At 34.5% G+C, this 21,498-nt stretch carries 24 protein-coding genes, 2 tRNA genes, 3 other RNA genes and 3 pseudogenes; 27 read left to right on the forward strand and 5 right to left on the reverse strand.

All coding sequences use genetic code 11. From position 1 onward, the window contains the following. The first annotated feature begins 915 nt into the window (after nucleotides 1-915). The 3 genes from KW850_RS27615 (at nucleotide 916) to KW850_RS27625 (ending at nucleotide 2,690) form a co-directional block, all read left to right on the forward strand. On the forward strand, nucleotides 916-1,605 hold the full coding sequence (locus tag KW850_RS27615; RefSeq protein WP_218350937.1) for a hypothetical protein: 690 nt from the start codon (nucleotides 916-918) through the stop codon (nucleotides 1,603-1,605). A 218-nt stretch (nucleotides 1,606-1,823) separates the two neighbouring features. Beyond that, nucleotides 1,824-2,357, forward strand: a complete 534-nt coding sequence (locus KW850_RS27620) for a hypothetical protein (RefSeq protein ID WP_218350938.1) — start codon at nucleotides 1,824-1,826, stop codon at nucleotides 2,355-2,357. Nucleotides 2,358-2,396: 39 nt separating this feature from the next. Beyond that, nucleotides 2,397-2,690: a hypothetical protein gene (locus tag KW850_RS27625; RefSeq protein WP_218350939.1), complete on the forward strand. Its 294-nt coding sequence runs from the start codon at nucleotides 2,397-2,399 to the stop codon at nucleotides 2,688-2,690. 299 nt (nucleotides 2,691-2,989) lie between these two features. On the opposite strand, the gene KW850_RS27630 is transcribed toward KW850_RS27625, so the two are convergent. Next, nucleotides 2,990-3,592 (reverse strand): hypothetical protein, encoded by a 603-nt coding sequence (locus KW850_RS27630; protein ID WP_218350940.1) that lies wholly within the window; start codon nucleotides 3,590-3,592, stop codon nucleotides 2,990-2,992. Between the two features lie 338 nt (nucleotides 3,593-3,930). Here KW850_RS27630 and KW850_RS27635 point away from each other — a divergent pair, with 338 nt between their 5' ends. Both KW850_RS27635 and KW850_RS27640 read left to right on the forward strand, forming a co-directional pair. After that, nucleotides 3,931-4,197, forward strand: a complete 267-nt coding sequence (locus tag KW850_RS27635) for a hypothetical protein (RefSeq protein WP_218350941.1) — start codon at nucleotides 3,931-3,933, stop codon at nucleotides 4,195-4,197. A gap of 383 nt (nucleotides 4,198-4,580) precedes the next feature. Next, complete coding sequence (locus tag KW850_RS27640; RefSeq protein WP_218350942.1) at nucleotides 4,581-5,555, forward strand: alpha/beta fold hydrolase; 975 nt, start codon at nucleotides 4,581-4,583, stop codon at nucleotides 5,553-5,555. Between the two features lie 283 nt (nucleotides 5,556-5,838). On the opposite strand, the gene KW850_RS27645 is transcribed toward KW850_RS27640, so the two are convergent. Then, nucleotides 5,839-6,231 (reverse strand): hypothetical protein, encoded by a 393-nt coding sequence (locus tag KW850_RS27645; RefSeq protein WP_218350943.1) that lies wholly within the window; start codon nucleotides 6,229-6,231, stop codon nucleotides 5,839-5,841. A gap of 371 nt (nucleotides 6,232-6,602) precedes the next feature. On the opposite strand from KW850_RS27645, the gene KW850_RS27650 reads away from it, so the two are divergent. From KW850_RS27650 to KW850_RS27700, 11 genes and pseudogenes are all read left to right on the forward strand, one after another. Next, complete coding sequence (locus tag KW850_RS27650) at nucleotides 6,603-7,190, forward strand: hypothetical protein (RefSeq protein ID WP_218350944.1); 588 nt, start codon at nucleotides 6,603-6,605, stop codon at nucleotides 7,188-7,190. A gap of 58 nt (nucleotides 7,191-7,248) precedes the next feature. Continuing rightward, on the forward strand, nucleotides 7,249-7,683 hold the full coding sequence (locus KW850_RS27655) for a hypothetical protein (protein WP_218350945.1): 435 nt from the start codon (nucleotides 7,249-7,251) through the stop codon (nucleotides 7,681-7,683). Nucleotides 7,684-7,999: 316 nt separating this feature from the next. Further along, nucleotides 8,000-8,374, forward strand: a complete 375-nt coding sequence (locus KW850_RS27660; RefSeq protein ID WP_218350946.1) for a hypothetical protein — start codon at nucleotides 8,000-8,002, stop codon at nucleotides 8,372-8,374. A gap of 152 nt (nucleotides 8,375-8,526) precedes the next feature. Beyond that, nucleotides 8,527-8,955 carry a hypothetical protein gene (locus KW850_RS27665; RefSeq protein WP_218350947.1) on the forward strand — a complete coding sequence of 143 codons (429 nt, stop codon included), beginning with the start codon at nucleotides 8,527-8,529 and terminating at the stop codon, nucleotides 8,953-8,955. A gap of 176 nt (nucleotides 8,956-9,131) precedes the next feature. Next, nucleotides 9,132-9,347, forward strand: a pseudogene (locus tag KW850_RS27670) (NUDIX hydrolase); the annotation flags it as partial. Between the two features lie 164 nt (nucleotides 9,348-9,511). Then, nucleotides 9,512-10,057 (forward strand): hypothetical protein, encoded by a 546-nt coding sequence (locus tag KW850_RS27675; protein WP_218350949.1) that lies wholly within the window; start codon nucleotides 9,512-9,514, stop codon nucleotides 10,055-10,057. Further along, nucleotides 10,054-10,410: a collagenase gene (locus KW850_RS27680; protein ID WP_218350950.1), complete on the forward strand. Its 357-nt coding sequence runs from the start codon at nucleotides 10,054-10,056 to the stop codon at nucleotides 10,408-10,410. The genes KW850_RS27675 and KW850_RS27680 overlap by 4 nt, the downstream gene beginning before the upstream one ends. 392 nt (nucleotides 10,411-10,802) lie before the next feature. Then, nucleotides 10,803-11,102: a DUF2089 family protein gene (locus tag KW850_RS27685; RefSeq protein ID WP_163100719.1), complete on the forward strand. Its 300-nt coding sequence runs from the start codon at nucleotides 10,803-10,805 to the stop codon at nucleotides 11,100-11,102. Further along, nucleotides 11,102-11,389, forward strand: coding sequence for a hypothetical protein (locus KW850_RS27690; protein ID WP_218350951.1), 288 nt, complete (start codon nucleotides 11,102-11,104; stop codon nucleotides 11,387-11,389). The genes KW850_RS27685 and KW850_RS27690 overlap by 1 nt, the downstream gene beginning before the upstream one ends. Nucleotides 11,390-12,135: 746 nt before the next feature. Continuing rightward, nucleotides 12,136-12,600, forward strand: a complete 465-nt coding sequence (locus KW850_RS27695; RefSeq protein WP_218350952.1) for a hypothetical protein — start codon at nucleotides 12,136-12,138, stop codon at nucleotides 12,598-12,600. A 255-nt stretch (nucleotides 12,601-12,855) separates the two neighbouring features. Further along, nucleotides 12,856-13,089, forward strand: coding sequence for a hypothetical protein (locus KW850_RS27700; protein WP_218350953.1), 234 nt, complete (start codon nucleotides 12,856-12,858; stop codon nucleotides 13,087-13,089). 95 nt (nucleotides 13,090-13,184) lie between these two features. On the opposite strand, the pseudogene KW850_RS27705 reads toward KW850_RS27700, so the two are convergent. Then, nucleotides 13,185-13,601, reverse strand: a pseudogene (locus tag KW850_RS27705) (VOC family protein). A 428-nt stretch (nucleotides 13,602-14,029) separates the two neighbouring features. Here KW850_RS27705 and KW850_RS27710 point away from each other — a divergent pair. The 5 genes and pseudogenes from KW850_RS27710 (at nucleotide 14,030) to KW850_RS33585 (ending at nucleotide 16,807) form a co-directional block, all read left to right on the forward strand. Next, on the forward strand, nucleotides 14,030-14,191 hold the full coding sequence (locus tag KW850_RS27710; RefSeq protein ID WP_218350954.1) for a hypothetical protein: 162 nt from the start codon (nucleotides 14,030-14,032) through the stop codon (nucleotides 14,189-14,191). A gap of 354 nt (nucleotides 14,192-14,545) precedes the next feature. Beyond that, entirely contained in the window at nucleotides 14,546-15,493 is a 948-nt protein-coding gene (locus tag KW850_RS27715; protein ID WP_218350955.1) for a helix-turn-helix transcriptional regulator, read from the forward strand. Between the two features lie 67 nt (nucleotides 15,494-15,560). Beyond that, nucleotides 15,561-16,100, forward strand: a complete 540-nt coding sequence (locus KW850_RS27720; protein WP_218350956.1) for a DinB family protein — start codon at nucleotides 15,561-15,563, stop codon at nucleotides 16,098-16,100. A gap of 3 nt (nucleotides 16,101-16,103) precedes the next feature. Continuing rightward, nucleotides 16,104-16,581, forward strand: a pseudogene (locus KW850_RS27725) (EVE domain-containing protein). Between the two features lie 91 nt (nucleotides 16,582-16,672). After that, complete coding sequence (locus KW850_RS33585) at nucleotides 16,673-16,807, forward strand: hypothetical protein (protein WP_256358495.1); 135 nt, start codon at nucleotides 16,673-16,675, stop codon at nucleotides 16,805-16,807. 232 nt (nucleotides 16,808-17,039) lie between these two features. On the opposite strand, the gene rnpB is transcribed toward KW850_RS33585, so the two are convergent. Continuing rightward, nucleotides 17,040-17,424, reverse strand: an RNA gene (rnpB, locus tag KW850_RS27730) — RNase P RNA component class B. Nucleotides 17,425-17,709: 285 nt separating this feature from the next. Between rnpB and KW850_RS27735 the strand changes: the two genes are divergently transcribed. The 5 genes from KW850_RS27735 to ffs all read left to right on the forward strand — a co-directional run bounded on the left by KW850_RS27735 (nucleotide 17,710) and on the right by ffs (nucleotide 19,958). Further along, nucleotides 17,710-18,588, forward strand: a complete 879-nt coding sequence (locus tag KW850_RS27735) for an aldose 1-epimerase family protein (RefSeq protein WP_218350957.1) — start codon at nucleotides 17,710-17,712, stop codon at nucleotides 18,586-18,588. A gap of 721 nt (nucleotides 18,589-19,309) precedes the next feature. Beyond that, nucleotides 19,310-19,400 (forward strand) — tRNA-Ser (locus KW850_RS27740). 9 nt (nucleotides 19,401-19,409) lie between these two features. Next, nucleotides 19,410-19,773, forward strand: a transfer-messenger RNA (tmRNA) gene (gene ssrA / locus KW850_RS27745). Between the two features lie 29 nt (nucleotides 19,774-19,802). Further along, a tRNA-Asn gene (locus KW850_RS27750) sits at nucleotides 19,803-19,874 on the forward strand. Continuing rightward, an RNA gene (gene ffs / locus KW850_RS27755) (signal recognition particle sRNA small type) lies at nucleotides 19,874-19,958 on the forward strand. Before KW850_RS27750 ends, ffs begins: the two co-directional genes overlap by 1 nt. 288 nt (nucleotides 19,959-20,246) lie before the next feature. On the opposite strand, the gene KW850_RS27760 is transcribed toward ffs, so the two are convergent. After that, nucleotides 20,247-20,420 carry a hypothetical protein gene (locus KW850_RS27760; RefSeq protein WP_218350958.1) on the reverse strand — a complete coding sequence of 58 codons (174 nt, stop codon included), beginning with the start codon at nucleotides 20,418-20,420 and terminating at the stop codon, nucleotides 20,247-20,249. A 218-nt stretch (nucleotides 20,421-20,638) separates the two neighbouring features. Between KW850_RS27760 and KW850_RS27765 the strand changes: the two genes are divergently transcribed. Next, nucleotides 20,639-20,791, forward strand: coding sequence for a YpzG family protein (locus KW850_RS27765; RefSeq protein ID WP_218350959.1), 153 nt, complete (start codon nucleotides 20,639-20,641; stop codon nucleotides 20,789-20,791). The last annotated feature ends 707 nt before the right edge of the window (nucleotides 20,792-21,498 follow it).

The following is a 21,498-nucleotide window of genomic DNA, read 5'->3' on the forward strand; positions in this document are numbered from 1 at the left end:
TTTATCAGTGAAGAGTTTTTTTGACATAGGATTATTCTCCGATTCTTACATTTTTTATTCTTTATACATAAAAGTACCCGATAGGGCAGACCTTTTTTAAGTGTCTACTCTATCGGGTACAGTTTAAATATCTGGCTGACCTTATAATACGAACGTGGCAGGTTACTTTAAGAATGATTATAATTGAATAAAGAACTTAACTCAGAGGTGTTGCTGTTTCTTAATTAAGGAGGTATATGATGAAGTTTTTTATAAAGTTAAATATTATTAGTGCCTTATACGCTATAGCGTTGTTTATAGCAATCGAACTCATAATAAATGTATCTCATATTAGTATGTTAACTGGCTGGGAATGGGATAATGTTTACATTGTAATTGCTGCTATTAATGTTATTGGACTTCTACTTTTGACAATTTTATTCATTTACTTAACAAAAAAATGGACTATAAGTAGAAAATACAGCTATTTGTCACTCCTTTTGTGGGTACCATATTTTATTCTTTTTTTCTCTTTTTTCCCTGTTGTTTTTCCTATTAATGTAGGAGTAACACTATTTCCGAGATTTAGCCTTCTGATTTATGGGTCTGTCATTCTGTATCCAGTTTACATATTATTTATTAATATATATGCTTCACCTCTAAGTACAGATTATGAGGAAATAAGGCATTAATAATGCAGGTCACTTTTTGCAACTTATTCATCTCGCTTATTGAATTAAAGGGTGCTTTAGTTTAACAAAGAGTCGTAGCTGCGGCTCTTTTTCTTGTTCCACTAACGAAGCAGGTTAGTTGAAGAAAAAGTAATAGATTTTGACTAATATTTTCTACATAGAATTTCTACCTATTAAGTATATGAAAACTAGAAGTGACATTAGCAATTATTTATTTGCAGAAAATTAGTTTAGGAGATGTAGTATGGCGATAATTAAGAAGCAGCAACTTATAGAAAAAATCAATGATTATAACTTACTTCCATTGGAAGTAAGTGTTCTGAAGATATCTAATCAAATTCATTTAAAATTAGATGAAATCGAGGAATTCCTGAAATTTGCAAGTGATTCTAATTTAAAGTATGTCTATTACTTTTATACTTACTATCATTCGGGAGAATACATAATTCCTAGTGACTGGTATAGTGAGTATTCGAAAGAATTTAAAGCTGTAGTCCGTCAACATAATCAACAAATAAAATCATTAGATTTTGATTCACCACAAAGATTAACATTATTTATTCTTCAAAATGGTACCTTCGTGGGAGTAGAACTAAATAACTTTTGGATAGAAAATCAAGGCATCAGTGTAGCAGAAGAAATCATTGAGGTATTTGAGAATAAGTTCTATCGTGAAGTCAAAAAAATCAGTGCTAACAAGAAAGTACAACAAAAAGATGATGAAAATGAGTTGAGGGAGATTATCTTTAATGACCCTGAATTTAAACTTTGTAAAAATCAGGCTCTTAGATATCGGTACTTGATAGAATTGCTTGAAAAAGAAAATATGATGAAATACGATTATTTGGTCCAACCCTATGGATATCACAAAGATGGCAAGGTGAAGTGGTTTATGGATAAAACCTGGGAACTCTTTAAAGAACGGAAAAAGTAATATGACTATCCTTATTAAGCTAAAGGGTGCTTGAGTTAAGGAAAAGCTGCCAATCTCGACAGCTTTTCTTATTGAAGTAACGGAGTTGGATAGATCAAGAAGGATAACGGTGAAACTAAATTGGAGGTGGATTGTGTGTTTCAAATGAACCTAATAAAGAATTTAAAAACTTCTTATGAAATAGTGCTATCGAATGACAAAAGGTTATTGTGTCATCGATGGGGGGAAAAACAGTCATTTTTGAAACAGAGACTTGGGAAAAAGTTATAGAGCTTACAAAGCCAAATAATCCAGACACTCTACACTTTTCAAAAAACGACGAGCTTCTTTACATAAAAAACACAGGCGGCACAATTTGTGTATACGAGACTAAAAATTTCCAACTTATTAAGACCATTAAATCTAGAAAGTCTTTTCAGATAGAAGAAGGGAATTTTGCACTGTTAAATAAACCATTTACTATTCTAGATGTCCTTAAAATTAACAATCGAAAACAGGTTTGTGCTATTAACATAGAAACAGGTATTTATGAGATCTTAACAGAACTTGAGGGAACACATATTGAATTTAATCAGTTTATACCATATGATAATTCCTATTTATTTACCTTAAGTTATTTGGAAGGGGTAAAAGGTTATTTGAAATATAAGTTAGTTAAGGTTGAAGACCCTTCGGTAGAACAATCTTATTCGATTGTGGAATATTTAGGATTAACAAATTGGGATTTGGTATATTATGAGCCAATTCATTAAGTTTATATTTTTGTTCATAAGGACTATGAATTAACAATTATGGACGCTGAATTAAAAACCGTCTTAAAAAGAGTAAATTTAACCGAAAATGGAGTTCAAAGTACCGATGAGTATTTTGTCCATATCGCTTCATCAAATGATGGTAATTACATTGTTCTCACTTCAAATGATAGGGTCCTTATATTAGGATTTGAAGACTTAACCCCTATCCAAATTGAAGAATTGGAATACGCCTGTTTTGCAGAATTTAGCAAAGATGATACTTATTTTCTTGTTGGTACTTGGTCAAAAGGCTTTGTATTTGAGAATAATCTTAAGGGATTAAAACTTTAGCACATCCTTATTCAACTAAAGGGTGCTTTTGTTTAACAAAAGGTAGCTGCGGCGACTCATTTTGTTGTTCCACTAACGAAGCAGGATAGTTAAATAAGAGGGATAATTTGCAACTTTGAAAAACAAAGTCGGAAACTGACTTTTTAGTAAGTGAAAACAAAGTTGGCTACTCCACCTAAAAATCCTGTTTAACCGATGTATATTACCCTATCAAATAAAATTAAATTAATCGATTTAAATTTGGTATTTGGTTCCCATCCTTTTTTAGTTCCTTACTTTTTCATTCTGTTATCCCTTCACTATTCCTCTTTGCTTCCTCCGTAAATAAGATGACCATCTGCTCCATAAACTGTTATATCCGCTGGTTTAATCATTTCATCTTTAGAAGTAATATACCAAACCCACAACGCAGCCGTACCTGAACCTCTGCTCATACCAGCCAAGTCGTCCCGAACATAAAATTTATTTGGCTGTATATTGCCTTCACTATTTATAATGATGGTCTTTGCCTTGTCTCTGGCAAATCCGTATAGAATGGAGAAATCCTTTTGGACATTATTTTCAACTCTCCAGGTTATTGGTCCATTCTCCTCCTTTTCCTCTCTGAATTCTTGGAAATCCAATCCTGGAATCATTTTTACCATTTTGGTATGGTCTTTGCTGATAAGAACAGGAAGGATTCCGAATTCAGTCTCGACAAAAGCCACATTTGAATCGGTATCAATTAAAATCACTTTTTTGCAATCCTCATTCTGTGCTTCTACTTTTGCACAGATTGCTTCTTCCAATGATGTAGTAGGAATATAATTAGAACCAGGACTTGAACTAGGACGGGAAGCTGAAAAATAAAGTACCACAATTAATCCTATGCAGAGTAAAGCTATTAAAATTTTTTTACTCATCTCCATCGCTCCCATAATTTTATATTATTCAGACAATTACAATTATAAACCACACTCTTTCTTTCTTAGGAATAAATATGGATTTTATATTAATACTCTCAAATTCTTGTTCAACTAACGGGTGCTTTACTTTAAGATCCAGCTGCCATAATGGTGGCTTTTTCTAATTGTTCTAACGGTGCAGTTAAGTGGAAGAAGGATTTTGGTAAAAAATTAGAATTTATTAAGTTAAAACCTGAAGCTAAAGAGGGGACTGCGACTTGAAAGTAAATTTAATGAGCATATCTATTGTATTTTTAATATTATTGGTTTGTTTTACTCTAGTGGGATTATCCTATATGGAAAAAACAAAGCCAACTTATTCTGAATATGAGAATTGGGTTAATGAGAAGTATGGGGTTCAATGCTCTAATCAAGATTGCAAGCAAATTACTGATGATGTAACAATACCATTAACTTTAAGTAAAAATATAAAAAATGACAATCCTTTTTTTCTTTCCACACATCAGATATATCGAAGCGGAGAAGAAACTGGTGTCCTCACTGTAAAAAGTATAGGAATGTTTGGGAGATTCTTCACTGTTCAATATTCAAATAATTATTAAAAAAGTCATATTGAACAAACGGGGCAGGTTAAAAGTTTGTGAATGTACTTAAACTAATGGGTGCGTTAGTTGAACAAGAAAAACAAAAATCCTTCTATATTTTATTACAATTAATAAAGAACTTTTTTATCAAACGACAATTAGTTAAAAAGAACTTATATTCCATAACAAAATATCTGAAGAAGTCCAAAATATGCAAGCATAACCTTGTGTATTTTGGACTTCTTCACGCATGTAAAGGAAATAATGGATCAAAGTTACTAACTAGTTAAACAATCCCAAATATAATAACTGAATAAATTTTACCAATTTTTTACACAAATTAGTCAGGCAGTACACTATAATAAAATGACCAAGTATCTTTTGGGAAAACTGGGGAGAGGATGAACGTAAAAAAATTATGGAGATTGACGAAAAAAACTTTGATTTATGTGCTAGCAATCGTGATTGTATTATTGGGAGTAGGTTTTGTATACCAATGGAATGGCGTAAATAACGATCTGGCAAAGTACAAGCCTCCTGGTGAGCAGTATGATGTCTTTGGTCACAAAATGCATATTTATACCGGGGGAGAAGGAGAATTGACTGTAATTTTTAATGCTGGATGGGGAACCGTCAATCCTTACGTCGACTATTATCCATTGTATGATAGAATTGAAGCGCATGCCAGATTTGCTGTGATCGATCGCTTTGGTTATGGTTACAGCGATCAAACGGAGAGAAAACGAGATATCGACAACATTGTAGAAGAAATGCATGAATTATTAAAAAAATCCGAGATACAACCTCCTTATATCCTGGTCGGACACTCTCTTAGTTCACTTGAGACTATTCGCTTTGTTCAAAAGTATCAGGATGAAGTAAAGGGAATTGTGCTGTTGGATGGCGGAAGCCCTGAATATTACGCTAAACAGACACCTTTAACGGGGGTTTCCTTAATTCAACGTTTTCTTGTTAAGTCTGGTGTCGCCCGAGTGATGTATCATTTTGAAGGATTTGCGGAATCACTTGGAAGCGAACGCAACGGACTGAAACAATTACCTAATGAACTGAAGGAGCTTGATCGAATTTCCACACTTCTTAAAGCAAGCAACAAAAACATCACTGATGAAATGCGGCAGAGTAAGCTAAATGCGAGGAAAGTGTTGAAAGGAGAGAAGCCTTTGGAGGTTCCTATGACAGTTATTACTGCAGGGAGATTTGGAAAGCAACAATCGGAATGGATCGACAGTCAGGCTATATTGACTTCATGGTCCGATAGGGGTAAGCAAGTCATAGTAGAGGATGCAGAACATTATATACATCATTATCATCCTGACCTAGTAGCCAAGGAAATTTTAAACATTGTTAAAGAATAACGCCGTTCATTACTCAAATGAAACGACGCTAGTTTAACAAAGGGTTACTGTGGTATCCCTTTTCTTGTTTTACCAACGAGTGCTTTACTTCAAGAAGGAGTAAAGCCTTTTTCTTATTCAAGTAACGGAGCAGTTTAATTTAAGTGTAATTATTCACAATCTGTATTATTAAATGTCCTTTTCCTCCACACAAAAAGACTCCCACCAGATGAAAAAGGAGAATGAATTCACTATGAAATCATCCCCTCAAATAGTTTGAAAATGCTTATAGTGATATTACTCCTCAATGACTAGCTAAACGTTTTTCAAAATCCGCCTTAAACAACAGAATAGCATCAATATTTACAGCAAAATCGTGGTCACTGATATTAAAATTAGTTATAAACTCGTCAGACCTCTCACGAACCATAATTGTCGGACGGATATTGTCTCCAATAGCGTCCTGAGTTACACCACTTCCATAAATATACCAGTTAGTTTCAGTAGGCTTATTTGCTGCATTTTTAGATAAGTCATTTTTTATTATTTCGCATAAATTATCCATAAAATCTTCATTAAGATTAATGTTTTTTCCATATTCACCATCAACAGATATATCAGCATCTCCATACCAAATATTCCTGCTTGTTCGCTTTCCGTCATTTGAAGTGTAAGTTTCATCAAACAAAATCTTCATTTTCATTACCACCCCGTTAAAATACAATTTCTTCACACTATTATACACCAATTAGAAATTGTAAAATAGCTTGCTGTTAGTCTCACTAAACTTGTAAGAGTTAGGCAAGCTAACTTCATAGTAGGGTTCCTCCTAAAGTTGTGAGTTAGAGTGGTGTCTATACTCATAACTTACTGAGGAGCCCTATTTTTTTCAAAGTCGAAAAATAACGATCTACAGGAATGCTATCGGGGGCTTCTGTGAAAGAAAACGGTTGCCAATAAACTGGTTGCTTTTCTTATTCAACTAAAGAATCAGGTTAGCTTAAGAAGGATATTTTTTTACAAACATTGAATTACATAATAAAAGGGATGATTTTAGGGGGAAATGATGTGATTGATAATAGACGTTTAAAAGAGTTTGAACACGAAATAGATGATGCTTTGCAAGGAATCTCTGATACATCAATTTTACTGAATTTCCAACAAGCTATTGTCAGTTTATACCCTCATTTAATTCCTATTAATGCTTTCGCATATGATTCTTGGGATGATATTGTAATGCCTTTATTTTATGAGATGGTTTACAATACTTTTGCTTTTAAATATGGCATTGATATTAATTGGAATGAAACGCATACCTATATGTTTTCATTAAGATGCTACAAAGGGATAAATCATATTGAATGCATTCCGAAGCACCTTTCTTTTGCAGTTTTAGTAAACGGACAGTGGATTGAGATGGATAATGATGATTTGGAAGAAAAGGTACTCGTTTTTAAGTCTTTTGGGGACGGGGTACATTCTTTAACAGGTGGACTTGATGTAGAAGAGGCTTACAATGTAAGTTTTAACCTTGTAGAGGTTGATATTGTTTCAGCAAACACAGGTAATCCTGCTAAAACAAGTATATTTATTAATAAAGAACAGCTAGACTTTGTGTTTGTTGCGGAAACCTATGATGTCAATATAAAACGTTAACTTCTTATTGTGCTAACGAAGCAGGTTTGTTTAATAAGGATTAAAATGGAGGGCATATATGAAAAGAAAATCTATTCATGAGTTAGAACTGTGTGATTTTGATGTTCATCCAGTTTGGAAAACCGTTGAATTTGATGCAGATGAACTGGATGAACTAGTAGAACCTTTCGAAATTGATAAAGATGTTATTGACTTTCAAGAGGATTATTGGGTGAGGATAAAAGGCGTTTTGAATGATGGGTCAGATATATATGGAATTGGTCAAATCAATATTGAAGAGGGTGATATTTTTTCGATATCCTTTTTTGTAAAAGAGGATTGGGAAGTTCTACATCTCCCACCAGCACCTGACTTTGTATTAGAGGAAACAGGTCCTATTCCATTTGCTTCAAAATTATCAAAGGAAATAAATTGTGTATTTCCAATGAAAGTTTTACCTGATTTGGCAAAAGAAATTACTCATAAAGACATGGTTAATATCATCGAGACATAAATTCCTTATTGAAGTAAATGGGTGCAAGAGTTGAAGATTGGGGTTGCTGCGGCAGCCTTTTTTCTTGTTCCACTACGGATGCAGGTTAGTTTAATAAGGTTAGTTATTAGAATGAATTAAAATTCCCCCAAGTTTTTGTTTGATGACACATTAAATCTAGCCTAAATATTACATATTCTATGTTTTTTTAGATTTTCGACATATTAATATTCAAAATTTATTTAGTTTTACAAGTATCCAAGCATAAAATCCCCCCAATTTACTGAAAATTCGAAAAGAATTACAATATGAACATCAATGCTTTTAGGAGGATCACATGAAACGTATTTTAATGATTTTGATTTGTGCACTCTTTTTATGCGGTTGTTCGATGAATACGAAAACGGAAAGTAAGAATCCTCAAACCGTAGCGGTTGTTGGAATAACGGATGTCGACACAATTATTTATACGGCAAATGAAGACCGCGATCGCATTCAGACGTTTGAAAAAGGATTCAAAGCCAAAAAACTGCAAAATGCACTGGTCGAAGCGCCAGCGTCTGATTTGACACTATGGTTTATTAATGATGCAGGTAAGAAAGAGGAATTTGATGTAAACTACAAGCAAAGTTTGGTTTCCGGACTTGGTGGAAAAGTGTACAAACTTGATTCAAAGACAATACAATTACTTCAAGAGCAATTTATGAATTAACAATGTAAATCTATATTTAATATTAATAGCTTATTGAACTAAGGAGCTGAGCGACCAGCTCCTATTTCATTATTGCAGTTTAGTTCATTAAGAAAAGGAAAAGTGTTAATAGTTATTCTTGAATAAAGAGTAATAACAGCTTAGGAGGGTTTATGAAAAAAATATACTTTTTAACATTAATTCTAACATTTTGCCTTTTTACTTCTGCATGTGTATCGAAAAATGTCAGTAATGAAATTGAACAACCAAAAGAGTTAGTGGTTGAACAAACATCAACATTAGAGAATTGGGATATTAGTGTTGTACCAAGATTAGATCATAAAAAATGGGTTTATGACACAGCAATTAAGTATTTGGGAGATAAGCCTGTAAAACTAACAGTTAACTATTATGATAAAACAAAAGTAACCTATAATGATTTAGCACCTTTACAAGTTCAAAAATCATTTGGAAGTTTCGATTATGAAAAAAGTGTTTATTCCAAACAGAATAAAGATTTATCCTTTAATTTAAAATGGGTTGAAGGTAACAAAACATTTTCAGGTGATACTGAATTTAAAATAAAACCTAAAAATCATTGAGTAATTTATTAATTCTTATTCAACTATCGGGTGCTTGAGCGAAACAAAGAGTCGTAGCTGCGGCTCTTTTTCTTGTTTCACTAACGTAAGCAGGTTAGTTAAAGAAGGAGAATGGTTGAATGAAAGCGAAAAAGGTAGCAAGGATTTATATTTCATAAAAATACAGGGGAGAAAAAATGACTCAAAATCCTATTGTGTTAGTCGTTAGTGTGTCAATAATCAAAGATGAAAAAGTTTTAATGATTAAAGAAAATAAACAAAATGTTATTAATAAGTGGAATTTCCCAAGTGGACGAATTGAACCTGGAGAGGATATTCTCTATGCAGCTAGAAGGGAAGTAAAAGAAGAGACGGGATTAGATGTGGAACTAACAGATACAACTGGTATTTATTTTATGAGCGTTGCAGAATATGAATCCTTAGAGCAAATATTAACGGGTTTACTTTAGAGGTGCAGAACACAAAGTAAAACGCTCTTGAATTCACATATGAAGTAGTCTTAAACAATTTGAAAATTAGACTACCTTTATAAAAATAGAAACAAAGGTAGATGGAGATGAAGAAACTAATTAAATCAACTTTTTTAATTTTATTTGTGTTTTTTGTATTATTAGCAATTGGGGTGGGTGTTTTCCTAAATAAAATACTTGAAAAGAAAACAAATGAGAATTTGCCCTTTTTTCAATCTATCAAAATGGCTTTAACCCAAAATTTTGAGGGTAAAACTGAAAAAATGCTAAAGGGAAACAGATTGGAGAAAAAATATCATAATATTACTATCTATTATCCAGATGATTTTTCAGAACTCATTCCATTAACAAAGGAAACACTGGATTGGTCAATAAGGAAAAATGAAGAAGTGTTTGGAATAGTGCCAGCGAAACCAGTTGATTTGATAATATTTAAAGACAAGGAAGAGATGAGGGGAATTTCTCACCTTGTAGATGTATCAGGGTTTTATTCGGATTTTGACAAGTTATTAGGAATTACTTATTTAAATAAAGAGTATAAAGAGTTAATCTTAGAACGGAAAGAAACACCTCTCTATTTATTTCAAAAATCTATACTGCACGAGTACACCCCTATAATTTTCAACGAATGATTGATAGGTCGAAAAGTGGTTCTGCTGCTTATCCATTATGGTTTCAAGAGGGGATTGCTGAATATATAGGTAACGATAAGACAAATGTAGTTTATTCCAATTTCCAAGTTGTTCCGTTCGGTCAATTGATTGGAGGAGACCAATGGCAAGAAGCAAGATTTAAAGATGGAACAAATGTATATGAACAAAGTTACTTTGCTATTCAGTTTCTAATTGATAAGTATGGCGATGGAATTGTTAGAAAAATTATTATATCAACAAATAGAACAGGAGATTTTGAAGGAAGTTTTATGAAAACAACGGGGATGAATATTCTTGATTTAGAAAATAATTTCTTAAGTCCTTACAAGTAAAGTTTGTTAACAAACATATAATTGTTTTTTGATTGGATGACCAAAATTATAACATTCCTTTCAAATAGTGTGTTAAATGGTTTTACTGGATTTTAAATTAAGCTCAGTGGTGATGTTATAAAAGGCATCACCTCTTTTGTTAAATATAATTTGTGAAGAATTACACTTAAACTAACGGGTGCTAGTTGAAGAAGGATCTGGTAAACAACAATGAAAAAACTCGCCAATATTGTGGCGAGTTTTGTTTTTATATGCCAATAGCTATGACAAAGCAATTGTCATTATCGGCTTAAAATCCATCGCAGGAATTGCGTATTTTTAAATTAATTTAAAAAATAATTGAATTTTATTAAAAAATATATTAACATTATTAAAAAGAGAGGTGGAAGAACATGAATCGTGAGGATGTCCCAGCTTGGATTTTATCTTTAGATAAAGAATCCATTGAATTTATAAGAAAATTCATTATAAATTCTGGTTCTTTAAAGAATATAGCTAAAATTTATGATGTTTCCTATCCAACAGTTAGGGCTAAGTTGGATACTTTAATACAAAAAATTGAGCTGAACAGCAAAACAGAAGATGTTGAATTTGTTAATATGATTAAAAATTTAGTAATCGATGAACGTATTAGTTTAGAAACTGCAAAACTGATTATTGATAAATATAAAAGTGAAAGGGATGATAATTGATGTTTGAGGTGTATGGATGGTTAATTGCGATTGTGATTATTGGGATTCAGTTTTATTTATCTAGAAGAACAAATGTATACTGGGGGGCTATCTTACCTGGTTTATATTTAGTGTTTATAGTTAGCTGGTTTTTAAAGAAGTTCGGGGAAGTAGATACACTTTCTCTTATATTAGCTGCTATTGGAGGATTAGCTTTTTTATTGAGCATCTGGATTAATGGTAGAGAATCTCTTAAAAAGAAAAGAAAAAAAGAATTAGAAAAAATAGACATACAAAATATTCAATGATGGAAACTAAGTAGTTTTTCTTCTTCAACTACCATGAAAATAAGTTTCTTCAAGATTAGAAAAATGGCAATACTTATAAGACCCAACTCAATCGTTAAAAAAAAGAGGAGAGCGATAATAAATAAGTCTATGGATTAGGGTTGACTGGATTAAGGTCAATATCAGTATTGACACTTCCTAACCATTTTCATTCTTTGTGCTGCATGGATGGCTAACGGGTGCTTTAGCTTAAGTTGATGATCGCTGCGGCGGTCATTTTTTCTTGTTGAACTAACGAAGCAGGATAGTTGAAGAGTGCAAGGGATATGATAATACAAAAAAGGTTCCGTCATTATGAGAATTCTCTGGTGTTTTTTATACATTTTTTCTTTAAATGGATTAATAATGGGTTCAATGACAAGCGATTTTTTTATTGAGATTTTCGGGAAGATAAGTAAAGTTATCCCATCTATTTTTGGAGTTGCTTTAATGATGTTAATAAGAGAATATTACAAAGAGATAAAAGGTTTAATTTTTGGAGTATTGTTTGTTGTAAGTTTATTAGCCTATATGGTCCTAACAGGTATATTTGTAAAATAAAGATACTAAATAACTCTTTTTTGTTTAACTAAGGGGTGCAAGAGTTTAAAATCGGAGCTGTCATTTTTGGCAGCTTTTCTTGTTGAACTAAAGAAGCAGGATTGTTGAACAAGGATATATCTGTCAAAAATGACATTGTAGATTTCAATTTCTTTAGGAGGTATATATTGAAAAAATTCCGAGGAAAGAAACGTTATTTTCGTGAACTATGGAAACAAACAGAAGTAAATACATGTGACATTCAACTTGATGAGTGGTTCGATTTTTGGCATAGACATCTTGATTTTTTGGGAATCGGTAATGATAGTGTGAGATTTAGAAAAGAACATGTAAAAGCACATATGGCTTTATACAATAACTTATTAAAGGAACTTGAAACATTTAATAAACCATACCAATCTTGGGTGTTAATTAACTTGAATGACGCTGGACAAGATGCAGTATTTATTCATACGTTCAATCCCAACAGTGACAATTATCCATATAAAAACCATAATATTGACTGGAATTGCAGTATTCTTAACACTTTCAAGGAACTAATAGATATAAAAAGTTATAATGTGGGCTTTTTAAGTAATGAATATGGAGAAAGGTATTATATCCAATCCAAGTTTTATGGAACTCCGTTATAACTTGCTTGATACAAGTCTTATGAGACATTGTGAAGTCTAATTTAAAGGTGATTTAATTATGTATCAATAGGTTCTACTCCATTGAGATTGTGAAGAGATATACTTAAACTAACGGGTGCAAGAGTTGAAGATGCAGGCGGCCATTCTTGGCAGCTTTTTTTCTTGTTCCGCTACGAGGCAGGTTAGTTAAAGTAGGAAAATGACAAACTAACAGGTATATAAATTCCTTAAAAGGAGTTAGAAAACTGTACGATTATGAAAATAGTGGCTATTGGGATTATATTGGTTGTTGGCGGAAGTATCATTTTAGGGTGGTTTATTAAAGAAGCTTATAAAAATTATAAAAATGAAAGTACAAAAACTAAAATTTTCTATTTCTTATGGATGATTTTAGGTGTGGTATTAGATTTTAGTAATGGATTAATTATTATTGTTGGTCTTATTTTATTAGGAGTTCTTTTAATAATTTATTCCCCACTCTTCAACTAACGGGTGCGTTAGTTGAAGAAGAAGCAAAAAAGGATCTTCAATCGAAGAACCTTTTTTTTATTGCCGAAAACGGGGCTTGTATCTTGTAGCAATTACTAAAGATGAGTGTCATTGAGTTTTGAAACTTTTTTACCATCTCTATAGTCAATGCAAGAAACTTCAATTAATAAACCATTAAATACTGTGAAATAAAAACCATAACTACTACCTCTCATTGTATAAGGTTCCTTGTCTATTTAAATGCCCCCAGCTACTAAACAATCATATGCTTGATCAACCTCACTTGAAGTTTCCACCAAAAAACCAATATGAAAAGCTTCAGGATATCTAATATCTTGTTTCCCCTTAAATGCTTTTGGATCACTTAACACGAGAATAAATCCATTCTCATCACTCATCACTACAAGAGCTTTTCCTTTTTGTTCCAAAAATTGAAAATCAAAATATGTTTTAAAGAAATGTCTAGCTTCTGATAAATCATCAACACATAGATTTAAATGATTCAACCTCATTCACTCATCTCCTTTTTAACAATGATTTTTCAGAAATAAACATATTGACCTATATCGGTAACACTTGTGTGTTTTTCTTCTAACGTGCAAATATTACTGATTTGGGTTTCTTGTTCTTTATAGTTAGGTCAACCAGATTATTTATATGCCACATAACGTCACAATTATTCTTTTCTTACCTTTTGATCTTTATCAGAATAACCAAACAATTAAATATTTTCTTGCGTTAGTTGTATAACACAAAGGAGCTGACCCAATCAGAACCTATTCAACTATCGGGTGTAATAATTTAAGATCCATCTGCCAATTCAGGCGGCTTTTTTTTTGTGTTAACGGCAGGATAATTTAAAAAGAAAAAATAAAAATCAAACACTTACCGAATTATGGTAATGTTGAAATAGTGAATTTATTTTTGGGGTGAGAAGGTAATGGGGATAATTTACGGCTTAGTAGGATTAGTTGGTCTATTTCTTATCATTGTATATGCTGTTAGTTTTGGCATTGATAATTCAAAGCAAGTTAAGGCTTTAAGGTCTGAACTGAAAGAAATAAAAAGAGAACTAAAGGTTTTAGGGGAAAATAACAAATAGATTCTTATTCAAGTAACGGGTACGATAGTGAAGTAAGCTGTTATAACATAGTGATATTTTGGATTAGAGGGATTCTTAATGAACAAAAAGAAAAAGAAAAATTTGCAAGCATTGGTATTTATCATTTGGTGGTTTACCAGATAAATGCCATAATAACGGGTAGTTTGTGAAAATATGTACTTAAAGTAACTGATGCGTTAGTTACATAAGGTTGGACTACTTATAGTAGTCTTTTAAATGGGAATCCTCTGACAAAACATCAAGGATAATAAAAAGTGGAAAAAATCGATGAGTTTACTGAAAAAATGGACTTTTCCAAAAACATTATTTAGTTTCGCGGGGAGATATAGTTGTATGAACAAGACAGATCGATTGTTAGCCATAGTGCTTGAGTTGCAACGCAAAGAGGTTTTACGAGCTGAGGATTTGGCATCTACATTTGAGACAAGTGTGAGGACCATCTATCGAGATATTCAGGCTCTTAGTGAGGCGGGTGTACCAGTGATAGGAGCCCCCGGATTGGGATATTCCTTGATGGAGGGATATTTCCTGCCACCGATTAGTTTCACGGTGGAAGAAGCCGTGACATTGATCATAGGAACGGACTTTATCGAACAAAGATTTGATGTTGACTATGGCATTGGGGCTCAAACCTCTCGCGGGAAAATTGAGGCTATCTTACCTGAAAGTGTTCGCAGAGAAACATCTCGGGTGCGTAAGACGATACGGTTGCTTTCTTCTGGTGAAGATGTTACGTGGGTAAAAGAGAAAGAATACATAGTATCAGTCCGTGGAGCGATATTGGGGGAGCGGAAAATAAGCTTCCATTATTTGAAAAGAATACCCGAAGCGGATGGGAATCGACATAGCTTTCGTGTTGTGGCTCCTTATGGACTTGTGCTTGTTAAAGGATCATGGATACTACTTGCACAGTGTGATCTGCGTGAGGAAATTCGTCATTTCCGGTTGTCAAGAATGACCGGGCTTACGATTCTTGAAGACCGATTCAAGGTGCCAAGCGATTTTAAATTGAACGATTACAAGCCACCGGATGATCGCAATGTTCGTGTAATCATTCAGATCAACCCTGACATAGCAGATAAAGTGAAGGAATCAAACAACTTTTACTTGGAAGCTATAGAGGAGCATGAGAATCGTTTGCTTGCAAACTTTCGCGTTCGTCAGCCAGACGAGCTACTGCATTGGGTACTTGGCTGGGGTGCAGATGTCGTTGTGTTGGAACCTGAATCTTTCCGAATTCGGATTCGTGAAGAAGCCGAAAAAATGTTGAAACGCTACTGACATACTGTTGTCAGTAGCGTTTTGTTATAGTCAGATTAAATTAGGATAAAGGAGTTGTTTGAAGGATATGAATACAATGGAAGCATTACAGCGGTTTAAAGTCTTAGCGTTTCATTATCTTGGTGAATTGGATAATTTCAGTATGGAGCAGTTAAAGAGACAGCCGAGTGAGGACGAGTGGTCGATTGGACAAATGTATCAGCATCTGATTAACTCGGCTCTTTATATGCATCTTCGCAATATTGAACATTGCATTATGCAGAGCAAGAATGCTATGGTCTCTCCAACGGAAAAAACAAGGGAAGGTGCAGCGATATTTGAACAGAATGGATTCCCTCCCATACGTATTAAAGTTCCGCATTCCCCACAATATACACCTGAGCAACCGGAAAGCAAAGAACAACTGATCCAAGGTTTGAACACCGTCATCTATCGAATGGAAGAAACGGAGCCAAAACTTGAAAAGGCACCTAAACAGAATACAGTCTCCCATCCGAGATTCGGTGCGCTACATGCGAAAGAGTGGTTTTTACTTATTGAAATGCACTTTCGTCATCATCTTCTTCAGTTGGATCGTTTGAAAAAAGATTTAGAAAGGAACGTTTAAATAATGAAGAGGGACGTGACAAGATTATTTGGTGAGCAAAGCCGCTACTGGATTGGCGTCGTATCCGCATCACATGTGAAGCTGGGGGTTTTAGGTGGATTTGCCCAGCTCTGCCATGGCAAATCAGGACCTTTAAAGCGTATGTGTCCTAACGATTGGCTGATATACTACTCTCCACGAACGGAATTGGCAAAGGGGGGTGGCACTCCAAGCATTCACCTCCATTGGACAGGTTGCTGATGAAAGAGTATACAAATATCAGATGTCCGAATCCTTTGTGCCATTCCGCCGAAATATCCGATATATACCATGTCAGGAAGTAAAGATTGCCGATTTATTGGAGAAGCTTAGCTTCACGCGTGGGAATCGAAATTGGGGGTATTCCGTCCGCTATGGTCATTTTGAGATTGGGCGGGAAGATTTTCTGACGATTGCTGGCGCCATGCTGGGAGATGCGGATTACATTACGAAGTATACCTAATAAAGAAAACTCGCCAATACAGTGGCGGCTAGAAAAAATCCTTATATAAAAAAACGTAGAGGGACAAACTAGTTTTGAAAGGGTGAAGTCTATGGAAAAGAATAAAAAAGTATCGGAGAATTTAAGTTATGAGTCAGATGGAAAAATGGGTAAAAACAATAATAAGGAAAAGGATAACAGAAAAGATCAGGCTGATTTCTTTAATACCACACAAAACAGTGAATAAAAAATAAAACCTACTTACAACTGCGTAAGTAGGTTTTTAATCGATCTTACGAACTGAGAATGGGTCATAGAACGAAGAGATGTGCGAAATAGGCGAAAAGCTATCAGAATCGGACGAAAATGTATGTATTTTGTGCGGGGATATAAAACCTGGACTATTGATTTATAAGCCATATTTTCTTGTCCAACCCGCAATCATTTGTAGTTTTGAACGATAAACTTGCTCATGAAATGGATGTAAGCCAGGTTCTGTTCTTCCGTACTCCAATCGGCAGCAAGCCTTGTACTGGAAGTAGCAGTCATGTAACTATCGGCCAATGGCCGATTCATCCGTTAGGTTCATTTCCCGCAGGATGATGCCCCTACCTTAATTTGGGTTGCTCGCTCGTGGGGTTTACCCGTTCCACCTTTTCCGTTTCCAGAAAAGCTCGTCACTGTGGCACTTTCAGGTTATTCTCAGCATATCCAAAAGGACTTAGCATGATTTCACCGCCGTCAGCCGAAACGTTTAATCGGCTGCCCACCTTTGCAGGTGGCACGAACACTACAGGCATCTCAGCACTGTGCGAGCCTGGACTTTCCTCAGCTCCTGAAAAGGAACCGCGACTACTCACCATTTCATGTTTATGAATTCGTTCAGAAGCGACAACACATACTATATCAAGAATACCATGATAAGTCCTTAGTAGTTTAATTCCAGTGTTTCCAATTATGTTTGGTATACTCAGGTTAGTTTCTCCAAAGGTCAATTTTACATTTCATTTAATACTTTCCACAGAAACAAAAGTCGTCATACTATTTATTATAAAATTGTACAAGGTAATAATTTCGGATTTGTCGTTGGTATTTTGAGGTAACTTTACACCATGATACAACTTAAACATGAGAGTTGAGGGAAATAGGATGCTTATAATTGAAAATGATTGGCTAAAGGTAGGTATTGTAAGAGATGGTGCGGAGGTACGAGAAGTGAAGCATAAGAAAAATGGGCTAGACTATATGTGGACAGGGGATAGCGCCTACTGGGGACGAGTCTCTCCGGTCTTATTTCCGATTGTTGGACGGTTAAAGGAAGATCGGTATCAACTGGATGATCATACCTACAAGATGTCACAGCATGGCTTTTTGCGTGACGTTGTATTCGATGTAGAAGAGCAGACAGCAACAACCGTTTCGTTTGTATTTGAGTCTGCTGGACGCTTCAGTCATGTTTATCCTTACGAATTTAAAGCGATTATTCGTTATTTACTCAAAGAGGACTCCCTAATTATTCGGTGGGAAATAGTGAATGAAAACAAGGAAGAAATGTATTTTTCAATTGGGGCTCATCCTGCATTTAAGATTCCGCTTGTAGAAAATGAAACCATTGAGGACTACAGTTTAAGCTTTACTCCTGCAGCAAATAAAAATGTAATGGAATATGAGCTAAAGGATTCTCTTATCCATGAGAGAGGAACTGCTAATGATATTTCAACGATTCAACTCAAGCACACTTTATTTGCACATGATGCTCTTGTCTACAGCAATATCGATCAAATTACACTGAAATCGAATAAAACAGGTCATGGAATAGGAGTATGGTTTGAAAAATTCCCGTTTGTTGGAATTTGGTCGAAATATATGGACACTACTGGTACTATAGCGCCATTTGTTTGCATAGAGCCTTGGTACGGTATTGCCGATACATATAATACATCTGGGAACATGAAGGAGAAGATTGGAGTGAATAAGCTTGATGCAGGAGAAACATTCCAAGCTGAATATAAAATGAAGTTTACCTAACAGTCGAAAGGAGATTGTCTATTTGCTGCTCATTCAAATTAAATGCATGTCCTGGTATGGAGTGAGACATTTATAGAATTCGTTTTATTCCACTCTCATGCAAATACTGTCAATGCGTTATAACCGAGACCATTTTCATGAGTATTGGTATTAACTAATAAAGTTAGGCTTTCATCCAATCCTATTTAGGTGAAAGCTCATAGACTACTTTGACTATAAATGAAAGGAGGATATTAATGTATTACTACATTATTTTGCATCACTATAATCCTTGGTATAGACCAATAGTAGTTCCATTTATTCCTCCACCACCAGTTTCGCCTGCATCTCTTTCCTACCGGAATATGTTGAATGGTTTATGGACCACAGTGTAATGACAGAAGGAAAAAATCCTAAACTTAGCTTTATTTAGAAGTAACGATTTAAATAGTCAGATGACTTTTTAATGCTAACCGAAGAAAAATTCATAAGAAAATATACCTTTGTCAAAGCCATTATTATTACCTAATCATCTATTTTTTGAACGAAGGCTGTATTAATCTTCCTTAGTTTAAAAGGGATAAAACACATGAAGACAGCTCAAATATAAGTTACCTATAAAGTTTCAATGGTAAAAGCGGGACTTTTGACCTACCAAAATTTACAGCTATCTTCCAATTTAGATAGATGTTATATTTCTCTTGTAAGTTCTTCACGGAACTGACGCGTAGGTTTTTACTACAGAGAAATACTCAAGAGGCTGAAGAGGCGCCCCTGCTAAGGGTGTAGGTCGGGTAACCGGCGCGAGGGTTCAAATCCCTTCTTCTCTGCCATTTTATAATGGGAATGTCTTGGTATCGACAGGGATCGTTTGAGCTTATATGGCGAGTCGAGGGATTCGGCCTCGTTAAAACGATAAAAGCCTATAACTGGCAAACAAAACAACAACTTCGCTTTCGCTGCTTAATAACAGACGTTAGCGGTTCCTCCCTCCATCGTCCATGTGGTAGGGTAAGGGACTCATTACAAGTGGACTACGCCGAATTCCACCGTCTGAGGATGAAGGAAGAGAATAACCAGACTAGCCGCCTCCATGCCTGTCAGTAGGCTAAAGAAGTGGGCGAAAACTAATTTTACTGACTACACTCGTAGAAGTATAAGTGCCAATATCTTTGCACACGGGTTCGACTCCCGTCATTTCCACTTAACTTATCCGGTTTAGCTAAATTGGTTAATCCGCAGTAACACACTGGTAGAGAAATCGGTTGTTAACCGATCGGTCGTAGGTTCGAGTCCTACCTGCGGAGTCATAGTCCAACGAGGAAACTAGGAACGGGTCAGGGCGGGAACGCAGCAGCCATAACTAGTGAAATTGTGTGGGCTATTACATAGACGTGAAAGCTCAAAAACGTTAAACTCTATTTTAATATGGAGTTTAGCGTTTTTTTTCATATATCCATAAAGGGTAGAACATGAACTGATAATGGGTCCGATATTTGGGAATTATAGGTTACTAGAAGACATATGAAAGTCCAACGACCGATATCCAAAAAATATAAAATGAAAGGAGAACACATTTCGAGTAACCAACGAATGTGTTCTCCTTTATTTATCTACTATTAATTTTAATAAGAACATATAGTGTAGGATTTTTCCTTTCAATATATTTTTATCTAAGGTTAATCCGTATATCTAACACCTTTTAAGATCATATCCACCTTCATTTTAGTATCTTGGACAATATTTTTTCGAAATTCCTTTGCCTTTTTGAAGGCATCCATCATTCCTGATGCTAAAATCTTAATTTCTCTAGTACCCACTTGTTCTTCTAGTAGAAAAATATATTCTTTCATGCTGTTTCACCTCTCAAGTTGTAATTTTAATATAATTATATACGATTATGTAAGCGATTACCAGATATTTTTGTGAACGTTTTCACTTACTTGAAGAATTGGGAAAAGATATAATAAAAAAAGTAATTTGTTTATAATTTTGGGTAGTTTTACAAATGATATAAATGATATCCCTAAACGATATCCGTTTCAAGTATCCTATATTGAGGTGATTTTGGATGAGCTACAAAGATCATTTAGATTCTCGTTCAGAGCGAATTTGCCACAATAACACGAGACCGAGGTTTGCCAGATCGCAGGTAAACGGAGAGACTCAATTGACGCAAAGTGCTATCATCTTAAGGAGCAATGCCAAGGCACACCGCTGGTAGGAGCCAGGCATTAGAAACGAATCGGAGCAGGACATTTCGTGTACTGCACCACAATAAAGCCTTTTTTCGGTTTATATAAATCGAGAAAAGGCTTTTCTTTTGTTACTTAATCAATTGTGTAAAAATGCAGTCTTTTTGCCATAGGCTGGAGTGGTTTTGTGTAGATGATGATTGCACCACGTGCATTAGAAGAAATTAAAAGGCTATAGCATTATATTGATTTAGCACGATTCTTTGAGTTTGACACGTTTAATCGCAAGGCTCTAACAATAATGGTCTGGTGTCTTTTATTATGAACGTCGTTGTATCAAAGTGTCATGACTTAAGCGGTTTGGAATGATTTCTTCATCTAACGAAGCACGAAGTTGATACAAGTATTACCTTCTATATAAAAAGATAAGAATCAGGTTTACCTTATTAAACTGACACAATTCTTACAATCTGATCAGAAAACATTCAGCAAATAGTAAGTGGTGACTCTCTAACTTTTATGGTGTAATAAGTATTGTTCCACGGTATTGAAAAACAAAGAGAGAAAAATATATAGCAATTTTCAGCATGGACAATCTAAATTATTTACAACAGGAGGAAACAACAATGATTAAAACAGCTATCGCAACTAAGGTAATGGCAGTAACTACAGCTGTAACAATTTCAGCAAGTGCATTAGTAATGTGGACTGGTAACAACCTAATATCACCAGAAAC

Source organism: Bacillus sp. sid0103 (assembly GCF_019219025.1).

What these genes read in the sequence shown, in the direction of transcription:
- KW850_RS27660 (WP_218350946.1), top strand. Translation starts at nt 8,000, where the DNA reads ATGAAACGTATTTTAATGATTTTGATTTGTGCACTCTTTTTATGCGGT.
- KW850_RS27635 (WP_218350941.1), top strand. Translation starts at nt 3,931, where the DNA reads ATGGAAAAAACAAAGCCAACTTATTCTGAATATGAGAATTGGGTTAAT.
- KW850_RS27680 (WP_218350950.1), top strand. Translation starts at nt 10,054, where the DNA reads ATGATTGATAGGTCGAAAAGTGGTTCTGCTGCTTATCCATTATGGTTT.
- KW850_RS27640 (WP_218350942.1), top strand. Translation starts at nt 4,581, where the DNA reads ATGAACGTAAAAAAATTATGGAGATTGACGAAAAAAACTTTGATTTAT.
- KW850_RS27615 (WP_218350937.1), top strand. Translation starts at nt 916, where the DNA reads ATGGCGATAATTAAGAAGCAGCAACTTATAGAAAAAATCAATGATTAT.
- KW850_RS27685 (WP_163100719.1), top strand. Translation starts at nt 10,803, where the DNA reads ATGAATCGTGAGGATGTCCCAGCTTGGATTTTATCTTTAGATAAAGAA.
- KW850_RS27765 (WP_218350959.1), top strand. Translation starts at nt 20,639, where the DNA reads ATGAGCTACAAAGATCATTTAGATTCTCGTTCAGAGCGAATTTGCCAC.
- KW850_RS27735 (WP_218350957.1), top strand. Translation starts at nt 17,710, where the DNA reads ATGCTTATAATTGAAAATGATTGGCTAAAGGTAGGTATTGTAAGAGAT.
- KW850_RS27665 (WP_218350947.1), top strand. Translation starts at nt 8,527, where the DNA reads ATGAAAAAAATATACTTTTTAACATTAATTCTAACATTTTGCCTTTTT.
- KW850_RS27645 (WP_218350943.1), bottom strand. Translation starts at nt 6,231, where the DNA reads ATGAAGATTTTGTTTGATGAAACTTACACTTCAAATGACGGAAAGCGA.
- KW850_RS33585 (WP_256358495.1), top strand. Translation starts at nt 16,673, where the DNA reads ATGGAAAAGAATAAAAAAGTATCGGAGAATTTAAGTTATGAGTCAGAT.
- KW850_RS27700 (WP_218350953.1), top strand. Translation starts at nt 12,856, where the DNA reads ATGAAAATAGTGGCTATTGGGATTATATTGGTTGTTGGCGGAAGTATC.
- KW850_RS27760 (WP_218350958.1), bottom strand. Translation starts at nt 20,420, where the DNA reads ATGAAAGAATATATTTTTCTACTAGAAGAACAAGTGGGTACTAGAGAA.
- KW850_RS27690 (WP_218350951.1), top strand. Translation starts at nt 11,102, where the DNA reads ATGTTTGAGGTGTATGGATGGTTAATTGCGATTGTGATTATTGGGATT.
- KW850_RS27675 (WP_218350949.1), top strand. Translation starts at nt 9,512, where the DNA reads ATGAAGAAACTAATTAAATCAACTTTTTTAATTTTATTTGTGTTTTTT.
- KW850_RS27715 (WP_218350955.1), top strand. Translation starts at nt 14,546, where the DNA reads ATGAACAAGACAGATCGATTGTTAGCCATAGTGCTTGAGTTGCAACGC.
- KW850_RS27655 (WP_218350945.1), top strand. Translation starts at nt 7,249, where the DNA reads ATGAAAAGAAAATCTATTCATGAGTTAGAACTGTGTGATTTTGATGTT.
- KW850_RS27625 (WP_218350939.1), top strand. Translation starts at nt 2,397, where the DNA reads ATGGACGCTGAATTAAAAACCGTCTTAAAAAGAGTAAATTTAACCGAA.
- KW850_RS27720 (WP_218350956.1), top strand. Translation starts at nt 15,561, where the DNA reads ATGAATACAATGGAAGCATTACAGCGGTTTAAAGTCTTAGCGTTTCAT.
- KW850_RS27630 (WP_218350940.1), bottom strand. Translation starts at nt 3,592, where the DNA reads ATGAGTAAAAAAATTTTAATAGCTTTACTCTGCATAGGATTAATTGTG.
- KW850_RS27710 (WP_218350954.1), top strand. Translation starts at nt 14,030, where the DNA reads ATGGGGATAATTTACGGCTTAGTAGGATTAGTTGGTCTATTTCTTATC.
- KW850_RS27620 (WP_218350938.1), top strand. Translation starts at nt 1,824, where the DNA reads ATGGGGGGAAAAACAGTCATTTTTGAAACAGAGACTTGGGAAAAAGTT.